This is a genomic window from Algoriphagus persicinus, assembly GCF_035156415.1.
GTDB classification, from domain to species: Bacteria; Bacteroidota; Bacteroidia; order Cytophagales; family Cyclobacteriaceae; genus Algoriphagus; species Algoriphagus persicinus.
Genome location: NZ_JAYEEY010000005.1, coordinates 172,154 through 192,719 on the forward strand (window position 1 = coordinate 172,154; position 20,566 = coordinate 192,719).

General features: G+C 40.4%; 18 protein-coding genes. 11 read left to right on the forward strand and 7 right to left on the reverse strand.

Going from position 1 to position 20,566, the window contains the following annotated elements; genetic code table 11:
* Positions 1 to 39: 39 nt before the first annotated feature.
* The gene (locus U3A58_RS06035) at positions 40 to 660 is read left to right on the forward strand and encodes a histidine phosphatase family protein (protein ID WP_323822504.1); all 621 of its coding nucleotides are present in this window, start codon (positions 40 to 42) and stop codon (positions 658 to 660) included.
* Here U3A58_RS06035 and U3A58_RS06040 read toward each other — a convergent pair.
* The 3 genes from U3A58_RS06040 to U3A58_RS06050 all read right to left on the reverse strand — a co-directional run bounded on the left by U3A58_RS06040 (position 647) and on the right by U3A58_RS06050 (position 3,062).
* A complete protein-coding gene (locus U3A58_RS06040) occupies positions 647 to 1,060 on the reverse strand; it encodes a hypothetical protein (RefSeq protein WP_323822505.1) in 414 nt (137 codons plus the stop codon). The two genes, U3A58_RS06035 and U3A58_RS06040, sit on opposite strands and share 14 nt — an antisense overlap.
* A 109-nt stretch (positions 1,061 to 1,169) precedes the next feature.
* Positions 1,170 to 1,958, reverse strand: coding sequence for a zinc ribbon domain-containing protein (locus U3A58_RS06045; RefSeq protein WP_323822506.1), 789 nt, complete (start codon positions 1,956 to 1,958; stop codon positions 1,170 to 1,172).
* 3 nt (positions 1,959 to 1,961) lie between these two features.
* Positions 1,962 to 3,062, reverse strand: coding sequence for a Nif3-like dinuclear metal center hexameric protein (locus tag U3A58_RS06050; RefSeq protein ID WP_323822507.1), 1,101 nt, complete (start codon positions 3,060 to 3,062; stop codon positions 1,962 to 1,964).
* A 39-nt stretch (positions 3,063 to 3,101) separates the two neighbouring features.
* Here U3A58_RS06050 and lpxK point away from each other — a divergent pair, with 39 nt between their 5' ends.
* The 4 genes from lpxK (at position 3,102) to U3A58_RS06070 (ending at position 8,087) form a co-directional block, all read left to right on the forward strand.
* Complete coding sequence (lpxK, locus tag U3A58_RS06055) at positions 3,102 to 4,157, forward strand: tetraacyldisaccharide 4'-kinase (protein WP_323822508.1); 1,056 nt, start codon at positions 3,102 to 3,104, stop codon at positions 4,155 to 4,157.
* Positions 4,158 to 6,122 carry a putative porin gene (locus tag U3A58_RS06060; protein WP_323822509.1) on the forward strand — a complete coding sequence of 655 codons (1,965 nt, stop codon included), beginning with the start codon at positions 4,158 to 4,160 and terminating at the stop codon, positions 6,120 to 6,122.
* A gap of 2 nt (positions 6,123 to 6,124) precedes the next feature.
* Positions 6,125 to 6,736, forward strand: a complete 612-nt coding sequence (locus U3A58_RS06065) for a MiaE family protein (RefSeq protein ID WP_323822531.1) — start codon at positions 6,125 to 6,127, stop codon at positions 6,734 to 6,736.
* A gap of 106 nt (positions 6,737 to 6,842) precedes the next feature.
* Positions 6,843 to 8,087: an ABC transporter permease gene (locus U3A58_RS06070; protein WP_323822510.1), complete on the forward strand. Its 1,245-nt coding sequence runs from the start codon at positions 6,843 to 6,845 to the stop codon at positions 8,085 to 8,087.
* Here the strand turns inward: U3A58_RS06070 and U3A58_RS06075 are convergent.
* The 4 genes from U3A58_RS06075 to sbnA form a co-directional block, all read right to left on the reverse strand.
* Positions 8,031 to 8,489, reverse strand: a complete 459-nt coding sequence (locus U3A58_RS06075) for a DUF3891 family protein (protein WP_323822511.1) — start codon at positions 8,487 to 8,489, stop codon at positions 8,031 to 8,033. The genes U3A58_RS06070 and U3A58_RS06075 overlap by 57 nt on opposite strands.
* A gap of 177 nt (positions 8,490 to 8,666) precedes the next feature.
* Positions 8,667 to 10,103, reverse strand: coding sequence for a type III PLP-dependent enzyme domain-containing protein (locus tag U3A58_RS06080; RefSeq protein WP_323822512.1), 1,437 nt, complete (start codon positions 10,101 to 10,103; stop codon positions 8,667 to 8,669).
* Positions 10,100 to 11,914 carry an FAD/NAD(P)-binding protein gene (locus U3A58_RS06085; protein ID WP_323822513.1) on the reverse strand — a complete coding sequence of 605 codons (1,815 nt, stop codon included), beginning with the start codon at positions 11,912 to 11,914 and terminating at the stop codon, positions 10,100 to 10,102. The genes U3A58_RS06080 and U3A58_RS06085 overlap by 4 nt, the downstream gene beginning before the upstream one ends.
* Positions 11,915 to 11,947: 33 nt before the next feature.
* Complete coding sequence (gene sbnA, locus U3A58_RS06090) at positions 11,948 to 12,931, reverse strand: 2,3-diaminopropionate biosynthesis protein SbnA (protein ID WP_323822514.1); 984 nt, start codon at positions 12,929 to 12,931, stop codon at positions 11,948 to 11,950.
* A 669-nt stretch (positions 12,932 to 13,600) separates the two neighbouring features.
* Between sbnA and U3A58_RS21775 the strand changes: the two genes are divergently transcribed.
* The 6 genes from U3A58_RS21775 (at position 13,601) to U3A58_RS06115 (ending at position 20,478) form a co-directional block, all read left to right on the forward strand.
* Positions 13,601 to 13,873, forward strand: coding sequence for an ATP dependent DNA ligase (locus U3A58_RS21775; RefSeq protein ID WP_416377286.1), 273 nt, complete (start codon positions 13,601 to 13,603; stop codon positions 13,871 to 13,873).
* A 322-nt stretch (positions 13,874 to 14,195) separates the two neighbouring features.
* On the forward strand, positions 14,196 to 15,395 hold the full coding sequence (locus U3A58_RS06095) for an AI-2E family transporter (protein WP_323822515.1): 1,200 nt from the start codon (positions 14,196 to 14,198) through the stop codon (positions 15,393 to 15,395).
* 341 nt (positions 15,396 to 15,736) lie between these two features.
* The gene (locus tag U3A58_RS06100; RefSeq protein ID WP_323822516.1) at positions 15,737 to 15,928 is read left to right on the forward strand and encodes a hypothetical protein; all 192 of its coding nucleotides are present in this window, start codon (positions 15,737 to 15,739) and stop codon (positions 15,926 to 15,928) included.
* Positions 15,929 to 16,468: 540 nt separating this feature from the next.
* Positions 16,469 to 18,610, forward strand: a complete 2,142-nt coding sequence (locus U3A58_RS06105; RefSeq protein ID WP_323822517.1) for a catalase — start codon at positions 16,469 to 16,471, stop codon at positions 18,608 to 18,610.
* 57 nt (positions 18,611 to 18,667) lie between these two features.
* Entirely contained in the window at positions 18,668 to 19,168 is a 501-nt protein-coding gene (locus U3A58_RS06110; protein ID WP_323822518.1) for a DUF6789 family protein, read from the forward strand.
* Positions 19,169 to 19,278: 110 nt separating this feature from the next.
* A complete protein-coding gene (locus U3A58_RS06115; RefSeq protein ID WP_323822519.1) occupies positions 19,279 to 20,478 on the forward strand; it encodes a peptidoglycan DD-metalloendopeptidase family protein in 1,200 nt (399 codons plus the stop codon).
* Positions 20,479 to 20,566 lie beyond the last annotated feature (88 nt).

The window sequence follows — 20,566 nt, forward strand, 5'->3', positions numbered from 1 at the left end:
AATGAGTTTTCTTTGGGGCGGAGACAAAAATAGATAATCTTGAATCGAAAAAAAATTTACTTAGTTAGGCACGGACAAACTGATTTCAACCTTAAAGGCGTAGTGCAGGGAAGTGGAATAGATGCGCCGATCAATGAGAATGGAAGAAAGCAGGCCGCGGCATTTTTTGAGGCATATAAAAATATTCCATTTGATCAGGCATACTACACAGGCCTTCAGCGTACGAAACAATCAATTCAGTCTTTTTTGGACTTAGGTATTCCCGCCATTTCTACTACAGACCTTAATGAGATTTCCTGGGGAGATTACGAAGGACTTCCTATGTCGCCTGAAGAAAGTCATTATTATCAGCATATGCTGGATCAATGGCAGCAGGGAAATCTAGATTATTGTATTGCAGGTGGAGAAAGCCCAAACCTCGTAGCCAAGCGTATGCAGCGAGGAATCGATGCGATTATATCAGGGCCTGGAGAGACTATATTGGTGTGCATGCACGGACGTGCGATGCGGATCTTTTTAAGCTTGATTATGAAGCAGGATTTATGTCACATGGATATGTTTGAGCATAAAAATCTTTGCCTGTATCTCTTGGAATGTAAGGAAGATGGGACTTTTGAATTGCTGAAAAGAAACGATACCGAGCACCTTATGGAGCTGTAGTATTTCGCTTATCGTTCTTCTCTTTTTTCTGACTGGCTTCAAAAGCCGATAAGTAAGTGTCCAATGTCTTTTTGTTGGCGGTCATGTCGATAAGACGAAAAGCAATTTCTTGAAGCTTCATATCTTCACCTTTATCTAGTGAAACTAAAAATTGACCTAGAAAGCAAGCGTCTAATTCACATGTTGGTATGTCGATAATCAGCGCCAGCTCCGAATTTCCTGAGTAACTCCTGGTTTTGAAAGCAGAAGGAAATTGGGACTGGATGTCCTTCATTGAGGTATTCAGTGATTTTAATTCCTTTGACTTAAATAGTACCAAAAAAGTTTTGGATTCAGTCTCTTTTGCAAAGACCGAAAGAGAGATAAATAGGGTGATGATTAGAATTCCAAGACTTTTCATAGCTCTCAATATAGAAAAATAAATGTGTTGAAAACAAAAAAGCTGGATAAAAAGAAACCCCGAATGAATCCGGGGTTTCTTTTTAACTATAGAAATGTAAGGTTTTGACTTAAGCTTTGGATGCTTTAGTTGCCTTAGTCGCTCTTTTTTTCTTTGGTGCTACTTCTTCGACGATCTCATCTTCTACACCGGCTAGGATTCTCCCGCAATGCTCACAAACGATGAGTTTTTTCTTCTCGCGAATGTCAGCTTGTCTTTGTGGAGGAACAGTATTGAAGCATCCGCCGCAAGCACCTCTTTTTACCAATACCACCGCTAGACCATTCTTGGCGTTAGCTCTGATTTTGGTGTAAGATTTTAGAAGTCGGTCGTCAACTTTCTTGGTGGCTTTTTCACGATCATTGCTAAGTTTCGCTTCATCAGATTCGCTTTCCGATACAATCGAAGTCAATTCGCTGTTTTTCTGTTCCAAATCTTTCTGGCGATCTTTTTTCACAGTACTTAAATCTTCCAAGTCCACCTTTTTGGTGTCAATTCTATAACCAGCTTCGGTGATCTTTTTCTTAGCAACCTGAATCTCTAAATCCTGAAGTTCAAGCTCCTTGGTGATAGCATCATATTCGCGGTTGTTGCGAACATTCATCTGCTGCTCCTGGTACTTTTTGATCAGTTTTTCAGAGTCCTTGATGCTTTCTTTAAGCGCCTTTATTTCATTTTCAAAAGAATCTATTTCACTTTGAAATTTCTCCAATCGAGTTTCATACCCAGCAATTTCATCTTCTAAGTCCTGAACCTCTTCTGGAAGAGCTCCGCGAACTTTGATGATGGCGTCTAGTTTTGAATCTAAAAGTTGAAGGTTGTGAATAGCTTCGAGTTTCTGTGCTACTGTACTTTCCATGTACTATCGGTAGGATGAGGGATTTGTAACTACTTTTGTCAAATAGAGTGCAATATTAGGGAAATTTTGTGACAAAAACTCCCAGAGCAATTCTTTTGTGAAAATTTCACTCTCGTAATGCCCGATATCACATAGAATTAATTTCCCGTCAGCATCGAAAAACTCGTGGTATTTCACATCGGCAGTCACAAAGGCATCTGCTCCTGCTCTTTTCGCATCGCTGAGTAGGAAAATTCCCGCTCCACCACAAACGGCTACTTTTTTTATTTTTCGGGAGATTAGCCGTGTATGTTTGATTACGTCCAGGTTCATTTTGGCCTTGAGGTAATCCAAAAATTCCTCGCTTTCCATTTCCTGTGGAAGCCTACCAATCATTCCTGCGCCTACTTCTTGATTTTCATTTTCAAGAGGGTGCACATAGTAAGCTACTTCCTCATAAGAATGCACTTCGCGCAACTTTTGTAGGACTTTTGGAAGTGCATGATTGGAAACCAATACTTCTATTCGAATCTCTTGCTCTTCGTGTGCTTTTTCGCGTTCGCCAATGGTCGGATTTGCTTTTGCCGAAGGGGTATATGTCCCAGTACCTTTTACCTGAAATGAGCAATTAGCGTATTCGCCAATCTTTCCCGCACCAGCAGTAAAGACAGCCTGGAGGACCTTATCTTTTTCTGGTTCTGGGACGAAAAAAACGAGTTTGCATAGTAATTGCTTTTTTGGCTGTAAAATCTTGGTGTCCAGAAGTTCCAATAGATCTGAAATCCTCTTATTCACACCGTGAGCTACATGGTCTAAATTAGTGTGAATGGCATAGATAGCGATATCATTTTTGATTGCTTTAATTACTGTGCGCTCTACATAATTTTTTCCTGTAAAGCTTTTAAGTCCTTTAAAAACAATCGGGTGATGAGCTACAATCATGTTAGCTCCCAGTTCTATCGCTTCTTCTACGGTGGCTTCTATACAGTCCAGCGAGCAGACTATACCCGACACTTCTGAGTCTCTATTTCCTGTGATCAAAGTAGCGTTATCGTATGACTCCTGATAGGATGGAGGGGCGATTTGCTCGAGATAGGAAATCACATCGCTAATCTTGTATCCCATAATTTTTCTGTTTATTTGATCAAAAATAGTAATTCTGGAATGCGCTGGTACGCTTTTTTACTTTATCCTTTTGCTTTATTGTACGATTTGGTCATGACACTTCGGAATTGGTTTTTCGACTTGGGCTGGCTGAATAGTGTCTTTTCGCCGATTCCAAGTATCGTAGTAGGGAATCTGAGTGTGGGTGGGACTGGCAAAACTCCTATGGTGGAATTTTTGATTCGAATGCTTCGTAAAGAGAAGCGTTTGGCAACACTAAGCAGAGGATATGGAAGAAAAACGAAAGGGTTTCTAACGGCTACTTCGCAAGTTTTCCCTGAGGAAATCGGTGATGAGCCATTTCAGATTTATCAAAAGTTTGGAAAAGAGATTTCGGTATTCGTAGGTGAAGATCGAGTGAAAGCACTGAAGGAAATAGCCTCAAAATCAGATGTGCCCGAACTGATTATTTTAGACGATGCCTTCCAACATCGCTATGTTAATGGGGATTTGAATATTCTTTTGACTACCTATCAGAAGCCTTTTTCCTCGGATTTTCTTTTGCCCATGGGTAGACTCAGAGAAAGTAGAGTTGGAGCCAAAAGAGCAGATGTAATCGTGGTAACGAAATGCCCAGAAGATTTAAATAGCCCTGAGAAAACTAGCATTGCAAGCCTCGTAGCTTCTTATAGTCGGCCAAATACTCTCGTGCTTTTTTCATCCATTTATTATGGTAAACCTGAGCCAATGCTGCTTTCCCTATCTTTTTCACCCAAAATCATACTGCTAACAGGGTTGGCAAATGATCAGCCGCTGATAGATTACGTAAGTGAAAAATATGACTTGCTAGAAGTACTGAGCTATCCAGACCACCATGATTATTCACAGGTTGATTTTGATAAAGTCCGTACTGTTTATAAGCAACATGCGGCTCAAAACCCCGTTGTGCTGACGACTGAAAAAGATGCGGTGAAAGTTAAATCCGATGTACCCAAGGGATTTCTGGAAGAAATTCCGATTTTTGTGCTACCCATAGAGGTGAGGTTTTCACCAGCTGACGAGTTAGCTTTGGTACAACTAATCCAACAAAAGGTCTTCAAAAAGGACAATATCTAAGTGAATAAACGGTTACTCTGTTTTATATTTTTCCTCAGCATCGCAAGTGTTCACTTCGCTTTTGCGCAGCGTACTGTACCTCCTACACGCCAAAATACGGGTCAACAGCAAAATGGAGAATTAGTTGATCCAGGGGAGGAGGAGGAATCTATAGGAAGAAGGTCCTTATTGGATGATAGTACCAGGATGGTTTATGGTCCCAAGACGAGTTTGTACTTTTTCGAAAAAGACATTAAGCGAAACAATCTGATTCTTTATCCGCAGGATACTGCTTTGAATAATTTTCATAATTATGACCCAGTAGCCAAAAGTAACTGGAAGTATCAGGATCTGGGAAATATTGGTAGTGCAACTAAGCCAATTTTCTATGAAATCCCTGATGTGATCGGAACTAGAGCTGGGTTCTCTGTTTATGATTTGTATTACCACGCTCCAGAAAACAACAAGTATTTTGATACCAAATCGCCCTTCACGGAGATGTCTGCTTTTTTTGGGGGAGGTCAACGGAATATGCTGGATCTAGCATTTGCCCGGAATATAAACCCTAGATGGAATGTAGGCTTTAATCTACATACCATACGCGCACGAAAGACGCTGAATCCGAATGCACGAGATGATAACATGACAGTTCAAAATTCCTATTCTTTACATACCAATTATCGCTCAGAAAACGGGAAGTATTGGTTTTTGGGGAATTTCTCTAGAATGCTCCACAAAGTGAATGAGATAGGAGGCATCATTCCTCCGGAGGAGGATACCACTTCAGTGTATTTCACTTATGAAGACGCTAAAGTATGGCTGAGCAATACGCAAGCGAGTGATCTGCGTCAGGAATATCGTTTTTATCACGAGTACAGCGTCCGTGATGAGCTGCAGATTTACCATATTTTTGAGCATAAGAACAAGGACTTCACCTTATCGGCGGCATTGACAAGAAGGGATTCACTTTTCTACCCTAGTACTCGGCACAACGCAGCAGTGAATAATACTCAGTCGGATACCACAAGGAATTACAGTGATTTCAAAGAATGGGGCAACGAAGTTGGTTTCAAAGGCAGTTTCAAAGGGTTCTATTACAATGCTCACGCAAAGTTTCGTGCGGGGCGGATGAAAAGCACGTTTTATCCGGATAAAGCGAATAACAGCTTCAATGAAGTTTATTTGGGAGGGGAGCTGATTGGGAAGATTTCTGAGAAATGGTCTATCAGTGCGGATGGAGAATACCTGATTCCAGGAGCTTTCAGGCTTCATGGTTTGTTTGTGTCTCCTTGGCTGGAAGTGGACTATACCAAGGCGGTTTATAAGCCTACGGCCATGCAGCAACTGTATTATGGGAATCACTACCAATGGGATAATGAGTTTGGTAATATAGGTGTGGATCAGGTACGAGGTGTTTTTAAGATAGATTTCAATAAAATACAGCTCAGACCTTCGCTGACAATCAACCGCATCAATAACTATATCTTTTTCAATAAAGACCGAATGGCAGAGCAGGCTAGCGGAGAAGCTTTTATGTTGATTCCCGGTTTGAAGTCGAGCATAAGAATTGGCCAGAAATTTCAATGGGATACCGAGGTGATATTCACTCAAATTTCAGGAGAGTCAGGTGATAATTTTAGAATTCCAAAACTCTACGGCAACACTAAGTTTTACTTTGACAGTCCCATGTTTAATGAGAATGTCTATGTCCAACTGGGCATTGATGTTCGATATCATTCGGATTATTATGCTGAGGCATATTTTCCTTCCACCCAGCAATTTCATCTGCAGAATGATTTCAATGTTTATGCCTATCCGGTTGCTGATATTTTCCTCGACTTTCGTATCAATCGTACGCGAGTTTTGCTGAAATACAATCACCTCAATAGTGGCTTGATGAATAAGGAGGGTTATTTTGTGACTCCGGATTACACGGGTTACAAGTCATTCATTGATTTGGGAATCACCTGGTATTTATTTGATTAATGATGAGTTGGGAGGAAAGCACCAAACAGAAGATGTTGCACTTGAAGCTGCCCACAGATCCCAGATGGGTTGGGATAGCTGAGATGCAACTGGAAGATGTATTGACCGATCATGCTTATTGCGAGCAAAAGGCTGCTTCTTCCTGCATCAGTCTGATTTTGAGATTCAATGACCTAGAGGAGTTGGTCGATACACTGACTCCAATTGTGGGCGAGGAATGGGGGCATTTTGAGCGTGTACTGGAGCAGATTCGTAAGAGAGGTTTGAAGTTCGGCTTTCCCAGAAAAGATGAATACGTCATTCAGCTAACTGGTTTTGTGAAAAAAGGCGGTAGTAGAATTCAGCAACTCACCGAGCAATTGCTGATGAATGCCTTGATTGAAGCAAGAAGTTGTGAGCGATTTAAGTTACTTTCTACTCATCTGGAAGATCAGGAGCTACAGAAGTTTTACTATGAACTGATGATATCTGAGGCAGGACATTACGTTACTTTTATCGAGCTGGCTAGAACCTATCAAGATCCGGCCAAAGTGAATGAAAGATGGCAGGAATGGTTGAGTTATGAGGCTGAAGTGATGAATGATCTTGCCGTCCGTGGAGATAGAATTCATTGAGTAGATCTTAATTTTTTTAGACGAATAGTCATTTTCCTTGTTATTATTTATACTTGACTTATCTAGTCGCAATTGCACTTAAAATCCGTTCTATTACGAACATACTATGAATTTGATCGAAAACGTACGTGAAGCGGTACGCTCCATAAAAGTTAATTTGTTGCGCACCATCCTAACAGGTGCCATCATTGCCATAGGTATCTCCTCCCTTGTCGGTATGCTTACCGCCATTGACGGGATTAAAACTCAAATAGCAGATAGTTTTTCTGGTTTGGGAGCGAATTCCTTTGATATCAGAAACAAAGGATACAGCGGAGGCCGAGCGATTCAAGATGGTAAAACAGAGAAAATTTATCCAAAACTTAGCTTTCGAGAAGTGATGAATTTCAAAGAGAAATACAGTAGTGTTGGTATTTCTACGGTCTATACCTGGGTGACTGGATCAGCAGAAATTAAGAGGGGGTCTAAAAAGACCAATCCAAATGTCCGTGTTCAAGGGGGTGATGATAACTATTTGACGATCAAAGCTAAAAAACTTGAATTTGGCAGGAATTTCAGTAGCATGGAAATTCAAAATGGCTATAATGTTTGCATAATCGGTAAAGAGCTGGGAACTACACTTTTTGAAGCAAATGAAGATCCCTTAAATCAAAAAATCACTGTATTAGGCAGACCATATACAATCGTGGGTATTCTCGAAAAGCAAGGGGGAATGGGGCCAGATCAAGGAGCAGACAGACAGATTCTAATTCCAATAGAAAATGCTAGCCGCCTGGATACAAGAGGTAATTTTAACTATAATATTACAGGAGTAGCATCAGGTCCGGAGCGGATAGAATATGAAATGGGACAGGCAGTCGGTATGATGAGGGAGATTCGCCAAGATAGAGTAGCGCAGGAGGATTCCTTTGACTTGACAAAAAGCCAATCTGTGGCGGAAAGTCTGGAAGAAGTAGCCGGCTATCTAAGAATGGGTGGTTTTGGGATCGGTTTTATCACCCTGCTGGGAGCTTCCATAGGTTTGATGAATATCATGCTCGTCTCTGTAACCGAGCGTACAAGAGAGATAGGTATTCGGAAGGCTTTAGGAGCTACGCCGCTTAGAATCAGGCAGCAATTCCTCCTAGAAGCTATAATGATCTGTATTTTGGGAGGAGTCATGGGTGTGATTTTAGGGATCTCTATCGGCAATGTAATCGCATTAGTCATTGGAGTAGGCGGATTCCTCATTCCTTGGCTTTGGATGATAGTAGCCTTTGTAATCTGTATTTTCGTTGGACTGATGTCTGGATATTTACCAGCTTACAAAGCTTCCAAATTGGATCCAATCGAATCGTTGAGATACGAGTAATTCTCCATTGGAAAGTTGGGATAAGTATATCTTTTCTTGCCCAGTATTTGGATCGATTTCTACCGGATCTTTGTGGTTTTCGATGTCATTTTGACAAAAGAAAAGTGATAGATCATCACAAAATTTAAGAAATTGAAAGCATTGGGATACCTCATCTTTTTGTAATCCAAGATGGAGTATGATTTCATCACAGGAGGAATTAGTGTCCTCCAGATACTTTTGTACTTCCAGGTCTTTAGATCTATCATAAAGCTTATGAAAATGAGCCGAAACCATCAACACAATAAAGCTCGATTTGTATTTGACACTTCGAACCACTGATTTGGCTTGTTCCAAGTTCACTTCTCGCTGCTGACGATAGTCAAGCGGTTCTCCGGAGCCAGTCAGGTTCTCCCGTTCCATTTTGGCTGATTTTGAGGCAATTAAAGACCGAAATAATTTGAGCGCCGTGGCGTAGAATTGCTAATGCATAATGCGGGTTCAAGTTCATTCCACTATCCATTGCAAGCAAAGCATGAGCTTTGTGAGAGTAAATTTTCCAGCCTTTGTCGATTGGACTCACTATCCTTTGAGTACTATTTAGATGGTTTCATCATTTTGAAAATGAGCTGAATTTATTTTACCATTTTCTGTATTCCGATTCCAGATTAGATTGGTAGCTAAAGGGAATAGATGAGCGCTCGACTCGAAAAAATGCATCATGTACCCTGCCGTATTGACGAACACCACCAAGTCCCCTACTTTGGGGAGCTTCGATAAGGCTATTTTTCGTTTCAGCAAGATATCCCGCTCCAGACAATAAGCTCCTGTAAAATACACTTCCACGGGATCTCCTTCCAAGTCTTCTTGGTAAAGGACGAAAGGATCGAGTAGAAAATCAGCACTTCCACTCAGCATCTGCGTCATATTCATTTCCAATCCTACTAGCCAGTTGTCTTTAGAGTCCTGTTTACGAAAAGCTACTTTAGCGATAGTTAATCCTACTTGATCTAAGAGTGACCTACCTGGCTCCATCCGGATTTCTATGTTAAGTTTTTGGGCAAGTTCTGCTAGACTTTCTCCTGAATGGGTTCTATGAGAAAGAATTTTGCGTAGAGAATCTCCTTTGGTGACGGTACTCCAGAATGGATAGGTTTTTAGTTTGCCATGCAAGACATCACCTTGTACTTTCAATCCCAGTCCTTTGTTTTTATAAGTAATCTCCCTGGTTTTTTTACTGATTGCTTTGCGGAGCTGTTGGTTGAAATAAACCCACTCCGACTCATTCTTTAAGTAATTCATGAGGATTCCTCCCCCTATATCTATAAAATCTGTTTTCAACCCCTTCTTTGAGAGGAGCTGCGAAAATGCCAGGCATTGAGCTAAGGCATATTCCCTTTCTTCGATAGAATAACCATTTAAGTGAAAATGTAATCCTTTGTATTCCAATAGGTTGTATTTATCTGAGTCAATAAAATTGGAAGTAACAAACTCATCAATCGTCAATAGGTCAAATCCAAACCTACTAAATAGCTTTTTTTCATTTATAAAAAATCCACTTAAGCGAAAGCCAATTCTGGCCTTCTTGTTTTGCTCTTCAGCAACTGTCTGTACTAGCTCACACTCGTCTTCATTGTCCAAGATGAGTAAACTGCTATAGTGAACCGCTTTTTCTACCAATTTCCTGTTTTTCACCGCAGCTGTTACGATCAATTCTGAAGCAGGAATCGCCATGTCAAGGCATTGGGTATATTCTTGCAAGCTTGCGGTATCTATTCCCATTCCCAGAGCGTAAGCTTTTTGTACTACTGCTTTGGTCTTGTTGGCTTTTCTGGCAAAGAAAATTTTATGCTTGAGATCAAACTCTTCAAAGACTTTCTGATAGGAATTGTAATTTTCCTCCATAGAGTCGGGGTGGTGAATGTTAATAGGAGATCCATACTTGTGAAAGAGTTCGTTCAAAACGGTCGTTTCCTCCATGAGTTGGTGCATCCATAGAGATGTAATAGGTGTCAGTTTAGGTGAGTTTTCCATCATCTATAGGTAGGGTTGAATTGGGATTCTTGCTGAAAGGAGAGCATGGTTTCCATCAAATCTTTTGCCCAGCCACTCACGAAATCATTTCTTTTTCTGGAAAGCGTGTCATTATCGTATGTAAGTCCTTCGGTGGGCGTGCCTACGAAGGTAATTGCTTCGTTTGCAAGGCCGGAATCATCCACAGGATGGCCTTTTTCATTGATTGCAAGACAACCTGGTCTGAAGTCAAGGCACCCCTCTTGTCTATTGACATATGGAAATATGACCTGAGCCTCCAGTAGGTTTTCATACAATTCTCCTGCACAATGGTGAAGTTGTATCTTCGGAATTCTGGCATCCACCAAATAGTCAGCAACTGCAACCTCCGTCCCGTTGTTAGTCAGGGAAAACGAATTGGATATAGAAACTTGTGGATTTTTCGAGAAAGAGAAATCAATAATTCCTGCTTCCGCTACCGCCAGTATTTTTCTCATGTTTTCAATCGGTGGCCCGTAGGAAATTCTATTTAAATGGCCTGCATATTTTTCTAAGAAAATCTTTTGGGATTGTGGTTTTAGTCCGCCGAATTTATAGAGCTCATTGAAAAAATCACTCAAATGTCTCCACAGGTCAGCTGTGGCAGCAAATGCGCTATTTTCTACGCCTATCTCTGCTTCGAGAATACCTTCCTGAATAAATTCCAGTGTACGTGCGTGTAATGTCGCGTCTGAAAGTGGTTCTTCTAAAAACGTATGGAAATTGAAGCGTTCAACTTCGGGATACTGTTCGTGGAAGCTTTCAATCTGTGATTCTACCTGAGTGAAATCTTTGTAGAGTAAAAGCTCGTGACCCCTTTCGCTAAACTTTTTGCTATAAAATAGTGTCGTAAATTCCTGTTCAATTAATGGCAAAAGCTGCCGCTCGAAATCGTATTTTCCATGCAAGGGATCTATATACTCAAATGACTCTTCACGAAAATAAACTGGCTTATGAGCGGTCGTGCTGAATGTATTTCCTCGCGGAATCATCGGTAAACCAGACTTTGAAAAAGGATAAATAATTTTTGGCTCCAAGCCGGATTTAATGTAGGAAATATTTCCATTTGCACTCTCTTCAAACCGCCCTTTTTTTCCTTCCGTAAGAGCCAATACAGCATCAATGAAGGTTAATCCCATGCCTTTGATCGCAACTTTTGTTCCCGCAGGAATATGTCCAAGGCGCTGATCAACAGGGTAAATGAAATCTACATGATGAGGCTGAGAAAGAGCCTCTGGATCATTGACACATGGGTGTCCAGACGCTATAAGAATATGTTGAAAGCCTTGGAATTCTCTGTTTGACCTAGTGACAGAATTTCTGAATACGACATTGTAGTTCTCCTCATCTTTCTGAATATCCAACACATCGCCAACGTGCTTTAGGATAGAGACACCTGGTGGACATGCATTCAAAAGTTCTTCAAATCCTTCTGAAAGATATTTGCCCACCATGCTACGTGATGAAAAAGAAAAAGCATTTGCATCTGGAAATTCTTCCGAGTGATTTTGCAACCAATCGATAAATGATTTTGGTTCTGGAACTATGGGTTTTGGATTTTGCTCAGACCACATGTTGATGTAGCCATTTACATAGTTCATCAATAGGTAAGACGGCTGGGCTGGATGGTAAATATCTCCAGCACCGAAAGAATCTGATTTGTTGAATAGATGGATCTCTACGGGACTAGATTTTTCCAGAAGCGCTAGATTAGCTAGCAATCGCTCTAGTCCATAGAGACCTTTTGGCCCTAAGCCGACTATAGCGATTCTTTTTGTAATAGTCTTTTCGGTCATTTGATGGTTTTTTAGTGACAAACTGGATAATAGTTAGACCAGAACTTTTTCAAGCTGGGTAAAATTTTCTTTTACCCAATCCTCATTATAGATTGTATCAAGATATCTCTCTCCCCTGTCGCATAAAATCATGGCGATGGTGGCTCCATCTGGGAAAATTGGAGCTAGCTTTTGCACAGCCGAGACTACTGCGCCAGAGGATCCACCACATAGTATCGCTTCAGAATCAAGAAGTCTATGACATCCTGTGACACATTCTTGGTCATTGACATGGACTACATCGTAAATTGATTCTCTCCGTAGAAACTGTGATTTCCTACTGGCTCCATGTCCGGGGATTTTTCTATCTCCCGGCGCAGTTCCGAATATTACACTGCCCACAGCATCTACTGCGATCACTTTTGTTTTCAGGTCGTTCTTTTTAATATATTCAGCACAGCCCATCAATGTCCCACACGTACTGGTGGCTGCAAAAAGGTAATCTGGTGGCTTGCCTAGATCCTTGATTATTTCATGCATAGTCTGCCAGTGAGCGGCAGGGTTTTGAGGATTTCCATATTGATTGGTCCAGATGCTTCTGGGATTGGAAGCCAATATTTCTTGAACTTTATCCAGCCGGGCTTGTAAATATCCTCCTTCTGTGGCAGGGGATTGGACAAAATTTATTTTGCCTCCATAGGCTTTAATAATTTTAATATTCTGGCCATTTACCATTGGATCTACTACTACTTCTAATTTTAGACCGAAATATTTGCAAGTTTGGGCTAATCCAACAGCCATATTCCCAGAGCTGGATTCCACTACTGTATCTCCTTTATTTAATTTCCCGTTTTCCATCGCATGGGTGATAAGTTGTAGCGATGTGCGGTCTTTGATACTTCCCCCGGGATTGAAGGATTCCATTTTTGCAAAAATCTTTTGTTGACTTTTTGGAAATAGTCTGTTTAATCTAATTAAAGGAGTATGCCCAACTGTATCCAAAATTCTTGAAAAGTAGGGTTGATGTGGGGTTGTCATAAGAGTTGGTTGGCTTTGTCTTTCAGACTACTAAAACCGAACCTGTAATATTTCTTTGGTTACCTTGGTAAATATTTATTTCAGTTTGTTGATTCGGGATCCTGGAAGTAGGTAGTCCAGAAGAGGATCTGATTATTCTCTAACTGAGGTTAGATCTGGCATAAGGTGACTTTTACTATGCGTGTGGAGATTTTTTTCTGACTAAAATTTAAATTTTAGAATTGCTAAAAGCATAAAATTGAAAGGAAGTGCGTATGAAGTAGATCTTCTCATAATTGTAGAATTCTGTACAACATCTAGGAATTATTTACCCCACCCACTCAATTTCAATTGATTATCGATCTTTAAAAATATTCATCCCCGAAAGTTTCACGAGTTGTGATTCATCCGTCAGATCCAGCCTTATGGTGTGAGTGATACCAGATTGTTTTCGATGGCGTATCTATCGGTGCCTTCTTCGGCAGGTTCCAGAGGTACTTCGGTAAACCAAAAAAATTTTCTACCCATAGGGTCTTCAGATGGCTTTACCAGACCATCATATTGACGGACAGACTGCCCTCATTCTATTACTCTGAAGCCCGCTCAGAAGACTGGGTTAAATTTAAAACGCAGGAGAGCATTGAAACTATCATATGTGGCTATACTAAGTCAGAAAGTAGCCCTTTTGGCTTGTTGATTCTAGGCTTGCGAAAAAAAGATGAACTTGTTTACGTTGGCAATTGCGGAACTGGTTTTTCCATTGCTTTGCAAAAGGAGTTAATCTCCCAGTTTGTGAAGATCAAACAGCCAAAATCTTCTTTTGCAGAGAAAATTAATTTAAATGGAAGAGAGCCTGTATGGTTGCATCCTATAAAAATGACTTCACAATTTTTACGATTATGGATAGGCTTAAAAAGCATCCGAACCTTTTTAAAGAAGTGCTCGGTAATGAAATCAGTATAGAAAAAGCACTTCAAAGACTAAATGGGTAGCTACCCGAATTGAGAATAATTTTTCACATGCCCCCTACGCCGGTACGGGTTTTTATATCGATTAACCCCTGAAAGTGACCTTTGTGGCATTAATTTGCTCATTTGATTTTTTGGCTATATGATTGATCTTTATTTAAGGTAGAAAACAAACCTTACCCAACTATGCGTATTAAAACTACACTACCACTTTTAGTGACTGTTTTCTGGGGAATTACGTATAGGGCAATTTAAATTTGCCATGCCACTTCGAAAATAGTGAGTCTTTAGGCTTAATTCAGTCTTAAATCAACGAAATGAAATCAAAAGAAATCCTATTCATCCTTACACTCTTGGTGCTAGGAACATACTTTTTTATCCTGGGAACCATTGAGGCTGCTGGCTTTCTCAAGCCTATGGTTATCGCCATACTATTGACTTTGATTTGCATACCGCTGTGCAGAAAGCTCGAAAGCTGGAAGCTCCCCCGAGGCTTTTCAGCTTTTTTAAGTGTGATTTTAACCTTCCTGGTATTCATCTCATTTTTTGTGATTTTGTCAGCTCAGGTAGCGAATATCTCAGAACGCTGGCCGGAGATAAAGAAAAAAATGCAGCCAAAAGTGGAGGAAGTTCAGCAGACCATTATCGAAAAAACAGGAATAGATATAGAGCAACAAACTGGCATGTTTAACTCTCCAGGAAATTCTGGAGAAACTCAAAGTCCTAATGAAAACTCGCAAGAAGCAAAGGAAGCATCTGATGAGCCCACCTCGGGTCAGTCATCTACTGAAAAACTTGTTTCAAATGCTTCGGAAGAAATCGGGATGATCGTAATGAATTTCTTTAGCTTTATTTCAAGTGCCGCCCTTACGTTGGTCTACCTGTTCTTTTTGCTGCTATACAGAAATAAAGTGAAGCGCTCCATTCTAAAGTTTTTCAGCAAAGAAAACCTCAGAGAGGCAGAAGAGGTAATGAATCACTCTATTGAGCTTGGTGTAAATTTTATCGTCGGAAGATTCATCCTAATTGTATTTCTGGCCATTATTTACAGCATTGGATTGTCAATATCCGGAATTGAAAATGCCATTTTGATCAGTGTAATTGCTGCTTTTTTATCTCTTGTACCATTTATTGGAAATATTATTGGGTATGGATTATCTCTAATAATGGCTGTATTTGCAGGCGCAGAACTTTGGGCATTGATTGGAGTGTCGTTGACTTTTGGAGTAGCTCAATTTGTAGAAAGCTACATTCTAGAGCCCTATGTAGTGGGAAGCAAAGTGGATATCAATCCTCTTGTAACTATCGTTGTGGTGATCCTGGGTGGTTCGATATGGGGTATCGTCGGAATGGTGTTAAGTATACCAATTGTAGGTATTGCAAAAATAATTTTTGATGCAACTCCTGTACTTAAACCACTTGGCTATGCCTTGGGAGAAGAAGATGTAGAAGGTGCAGATGAGGAGAATTTCTTCAGTAAGTGGGGAGGAAAGTTATGGGATAAATTGAGTAAATAGAGCATTTTGTATAAAAGAGACCTAGAGGATAATTCCACAAAATAGGGAAAGCCATAATTTACCAAAACTCTTTTAAGTTCTATTAGCCCGAAAATAAGATTTGTAGGTTATAAAGGGCTCTGACAAATACTTAAGTTGGATTTTGTTTTGGTAAGGAGCATCAACCTATTCAGTTAAATCAACACAATATGAAATTGAGCATGACTAAAGAGTCACAGTGAGGTATGCTTATAAATCATGCTAGATTCCATATGACCTTTGCAAAACAATTATAAACACATGAAAAATTAATTAGCTGTACTTGGATTGGCATTATCCTCAGTGATGATAGCACAGAAAAAATGGAAGACGAAAGTATCACAGATGATGGTACTATGGAAGTAGATGAGTCCACTTCGATCAATGAAAAAATGAACGCTGGAACTGACTCCAGCATGAGATTGACGGATGGCACGCATATCCTGGTAATTATCCTGCCTAATGACTCGATCAACTTTCCCCAAGAATTAATAGCTGTGACAGAAAAAATATGATATACATTCAAATAATATTTTGGTAAAAGGAAGATTTACTGAAAATAATATCATCTATTACGAGCTTGAATTCAGAATGAAAGATGACCCAGATCAGACTTTCACCTTCGACCAAGAAGGCAAGAGAAAATAAGTTGATTAAAAGATATGCTGACAGGATGATGTGAGGAGGATAGGATTTCTAACTCTTGCATCATCTTTTTTCTTTTTTGATACTATCGATTATCCATTAAGAATTAGATTTTTATCCTCACTCTGAGGAATTTATAAGACATTTTTTGTTGTAGTCCTTCTAGTGAAATTTAGTGAATAGAGAAAAAACATTTTTTTTGAGCCGAGCGAAATAGATTATGAAATTCTTATTCCACAATTTAAGATTGTTTAGAATTACCTTATAGAGGTTTTTGCCATCGATTCATGCTTTTCTGCAAATTATCCACGAGATAGATAAAGTATTACCCTGTTCGCTATTTATTTCATTCCTGTGCTTGGAATGTTTTTAGAGGTTTTGGATGATCCAACCACTAAAAAAACTCTACAATGACTGAAAAAGGAAAACCTGAAAAGAACGCTGAAAATCCGAAGATCGATGACCTCTATATGAATATGGAGGATGGCATCGGGGAAGCGATGACCACTAACCAAGGGTTGAAAATCAATGATGATCAAAATTCGCTTCTTGCTGGAGAAAGAGGTCCTACACTTTTGGAGGACTTTCATTTCAGAGAGAAGATGACCCACTTCGATCATGAGAGGATTCCTGAGCGGATCGTCCATGCCCGAGGATCAGGTGCACATGGATATTTTGAATCGTACGGAGATTTATCTGAGTTTACTAAGGCAGGATTTCTTAGTCAAAAGGGCAAGACAACACCTGTTTTTACTAGGTTTAGCACCGTAGCTGGGTTTAAAGGATCTACTGATTTGGCTAGAGACGTTAGAGGCTTTGCCGTGAAATTCTACACTGAAGAAGGGAATTATGATCTGGTAGGCAATAATATGCCTGTATTCTTTATCCAGGATGCTTTGAAATTCCCAGACTTCGTACATGCAGTGAAGCCAGAGCAGCATAATGAAATACCTCAGGCGGCATCTGCGCATGACACATTTTGGGATTTTATATCATTGATTCCGGAGAGTATGCACATGATCATGTGGGTTATGAGTGACCGGGCTATTCCACGAAGTTTGAGCATGATGGAAGGTTTTGGAGTTCATACATACAGATTTGTGAATGAGCAAGACGAATCATTTTTTGTGAAATTCCACTGGAAACCTGTCGCTGGAACTCATTCGGTCACTTGGGATGAAGCCCAGAAAATCTCAGGACAGGATCCGGATTTTCACAGAAGAGACTTATGGAATGCTATAGAAAACGGCAATTTTCCCGAGTGGGAATTTGGTGTACAGATCGTAGAAGAAAAGGATGAACACAAATTCGACTTTGATCTGCTAGATCCTACCAAACTAATTCCTGAAGAATTGGTACCTATACAGCTTATAGGGAAAATGGTGTTGAATCGAAATCCTGAAAATTTCTTTGCAGAGACAGAACAGGTCGCTTTTCATCCGGGGCATGTAGTTCCTGGTATTGATTTCACCAATGACCCGTTGCTCCAAGGGCGATTATTTTCCTACACGGATACTCAACTTTCTAGATTGGGAGGTCCTAATTTCCATGAAATCCCTATAAACAGATCTATCGCTCCGGTGCATAATAACCAACGTGGCGGTATCGCGCGTCAGACAATTAACAAAGGTCAAAGTAGCTACCATCCAAATAGCATTGGAGGTGGATGTCCTTTTCAAGCAAAGATGGCAGAAGGCGGATTCACTTCTCACCATGAGAGAATAGAGGGGTACAAAATCAGAACACGCAGCACGAGCTTCATGGATCATTTCAGTCAGGCAAAGCTCTTCTTTGAAAGCCAGACGAAAGTAGAGCAAGAACATATTAAAGAGGCTCTTTGTTTCGAGCTCGGTAAGGTGATGAATGAGGGGATTAGAGAGCGAATGGTCGGCATGCTAACTTTTGTAAATAATGAGTTGGCAAAAGGTGTGGCGGAAGGATTGGGTATAGATCCAATCACTAAACCTAAGGAACCTCTAAATCACAGCTTTTCGGCAGATGCCGATCCAAAAGACTATCAGCCGACTGAAGTCAAAAAATCAATTGATAAGTCACCGAAGCTGAGCCTAATGGCGTCACCTGGAAAAGGTATTAAAGGAAGAGTAATAGCCATACTTGCCAATGACGGCGTAGATGAAGTTTCTCTTAATTCTTATAAGGATGCCTTCAAAAAAGAAGGTGCAGAAGCAAAAGTTATTAGTCTGCACTCAGGGATGATCTCTGGTAGCAACGGGGATAAAATCAAGGTTGATCATAGCATTTTAACAACTTCTTCAGTCCTTTTTGATGGAGTTGTAGTGCCTGGAGGAGCCAAAAGTATAGATGCATTGAGTGCTGACTCTTCTATTATTCGTTTTGTTGATGAAAGTTACAAGCATTTCAAGTTCATTGCCATCAGTGAGGATGCTCAAAAACTTTGGGGCAAAACGTATGCCTCCAAAAACCCAAAACCAAAAGGTATTCTTATAGATGAAAGTCCTCAAGATTACATAACGGCACTAGAAAAGCATAGAATCTGGGAGCGTGAAGACGCTAAGCAAATTCCAGTTTAACCAGCATACAGGCAAATCAACAGCGATTTGCCTGCATTATTTTAACCTGCTCAAGTTATGGATATCAGACATTTCTTTATCACGGTCGTTTCTGGAATCGTAGGTACACTTGCCATGACTTTGACCATGTATCTATATTCTTATTTAAGTAAGCACTATACCCAAGTGATTCATATATTGGGAAATATCCTTGTGGGAGAGTGTAATTATTCCTCACCAAGTAAGAATGCTCTAATCGTAGGCATTATAGCCCATTTTGGAGTGGGAGTGCTTTTATCATTTGCATATTTTCTTCTTTGGAACTGGGGGATTTTCAAAATTAATTTAGAGGATTCTATTTTGATAGGGGCAATAAGTGGAGTAGTGGCGATTTTGGTTTGGAAGGGGTACATTAGGCTCCACTCAAATCCGCCAAAATTCTCCCAACTCCATTACTTTCTCGCATTATTTTTAGCTCATATAGTCTTCGGTATGGTCAGTGTGAATGTATTTCAATTGATCACTGACAATCCTGAGTTATGGCACGACCTTCAGAAGGAAACTAAACTGTCACCATGAGAAATTTGAAATCAACATTCGCTCTTAATGTCGTACTGTGCGTTTTCATTTGCTCATGCAACAACCGGCCTTTGCGGATATTTAAATCTAACTCGGCTAGAACCCAGTATGTGAATACCCTTGAGAGCTCGGGTATCAGTTCTAACAAAATTGTGGTGGAATGGTTGAACTCAGCCAATGAAGCGATACTCAATGCTCCCCAACTGGAAATTCCCATCGCTATCCAGGGAAGCTTTAAGTCTAAAAGTATCAATGCTGAAGCATGGAAAATCCAATTAGAGCAGGGAGCTTCCGTCAATATAATGGTTCACTGGCAGGCTAGCGACAGCAGTAAATTATTTGTGGATTTGCTGGCAGGACCAGACTGGAAGGAAATGAAGTCCTTTGCTGCGCAAAATGACTCTGTGAAGGTCGAAGCAAATCAGACGGGAGATTACCTGCTTCGAATTCAGCCGGAATTGTTTGGTGAGGGGAATTTTCAAGTTAGAATAAATGGAACAGCTACTTATGCAGTATTTCCGGTTCAGGGTGAAAATAGTAGAGCTATTCAAAGTGTTTGGGGTGATGTGCGGGATGGCGGTCGAAGATCCCACGAGGGAGTAGATATTTTTGCAGCTCGTGGCACACCTGTATTGGCTCCGGTATCAGGTGTAGTAACAGCTGTCCGTGATCGGGGATTGGGAGGTAAGCAAGTTTGGATGAGGGATAGTGAACGAAACTGGAATCTTTATTTTGCTCATTTAGACAGCCAGCTAGTAAGAAATTTGCAGCGGGTGAATCCCGGTGATACGCTGGGGCTGGTGGGAAATACAGGCAATGCTCGAACTACAGCTCCGCATTTGCATTTCGGGATTTATAAAAGCGGTGCTATTAATCCCTTCCCAGCGATAAAAAACGATTTTGAACTTGCTCCAGAGCTTCCAGATGAGCAACTACCTTCTGTCATGAAAGTGAATGTATCTCAGGCGAATTTAAGAAATGGCCCGACCACACAGTCAGATGTTGTGTCTAAACTGATGGTAAACATACCTGTTCTCATCAAGGCAACAACGTTAGATTGGGTTCAGATCGAGACCATAGACGGAACGATTGGATTTCTGTATAAAAATCTACTTTCGCCAATAGACTCAAGTGCTTTGGAAAACAAATCAACCTACGCATTTACCAACCATTCGACTTTGTCGACTTCAGATAGCTTGCTGGTGAATCTGGAGCAATTTTGGAGAATCGGGACGACAGCTGAAGGATTTGATATAATAATAGACAAGGATAGTAACCTGCTTTTTTATCCCGTATCACAAGATCAATAGCTGGAGATCTACCCATCTTGGGAACATTTCTGCGCATAAATATTGTGTGCATAAGGAGCGAAAGATCTTTAATATTTTTTGAATAGAT

What these genes read in the sequence shown, in the direction of transcription:
- U3A58_RS06065 (WP_323822531.1), top strand. Translation starts at nt 6,125, where the DNA reads ATGAGTTGGGAGGAAAGCACCAAACAGAAGATGTTGCACTTGAAGCTG.
- U3A58_RS06110 (WP_323822518.1), top strand. Translation starts at nt 18,668, where the DNA reads ATGGATATCAGACATTTCTTTATCACGGTCGTTTCTGGAATCGTAGGT.
- U3A58_RS06100 (WP_323822516.1), top strand. Translation starts at nt 15,737, where the DNA reads ATGGAAGACGAAAGTATCACAGATGATGGTACTATGGAAGTAGATGAG.
- sbnA (WP_323822514.1), bottom strand. Translation starts at nt 12,931, where the DNA reads ATGACAACCCCACATCAACCCTACTTTTCAAGAATTTTGGATACAGTT.
- lpxK (WP_323822508.1), top strand. Translation starts at nt 3,102, where the DNA reads ATGCGCTGGTACGCTTTTTTACTTTATCCTTTTGCTTTATTGTACGAT.
- U3A58_RS06075 (WP_323822511.1), bottom strand. Translation starts at nt 8,489, where the DNA reads ATGGAACGGGAGAACCTGACTGGCTCCGGAGAACCGCTTGACTATCGT.
- U3A58_RS06105 (WP_323822517.1), top strand. Translation starts at nt 16,469, where the DNA reads ATGACTGAAAAAGGAAAACCTGAAAAGAACGCTGAAAATCCGAAGATC.
- U3A58_RS06040 (WP_323822505.1), bottom strand. Translation starts at nt 1,060, where the DNA reads ATGAAAAGTCTTGGAATTCTAATCATCACCCTATTTATCTCTCTTTCG.
- U3A58_RS06050 (WP_323822507.1), bottom strand. Translation starts at nt 3,062, where the DNA reads ATGGGATACAAGATTAGCGATGTGATTTCCTATCTCGAGCAAATCGCC.
- U3A58_RS06045 (WP_323822506.1), bottom strand. Translation starts at nt 1,958, where the DNA reads ATGGAAAGTACAGTAGCACAGAAACTCGAAGCTATTCACAACCTTCAA.
- U3A58_RS06070 (WP_323822510.1), top strand. Translation starts at nt 6,843, where the DNA reads ATGAATTTGATCGAAAACGTACGTGAAGCGGTACGCTCCATAAAAGTT.
- U3A58_RS06095 (WP_323822515.1), top strand. Translation starts at nt 14,196, where the DNA reads ATGAAATCAAAAGAAATCCTATTCATCCTTACACTCTTGGTGCTAGGA.
- U3A58_RS06085 (WP_323822513.1), bottom strand. Translation starts at nt 11,914, where the DNA reads ATGACCGAAAAGACTATTACAAAAAGAATCGCTATAGTCGGCTTAGGG.
- U3A58_RS06080 (WP_323822512.1), bottom strand. Translation starts at nt 10,103, where the DNA reads ATGATGGAAAACTCACCTAAACTGACACCTATTACATCTCTATGGATG.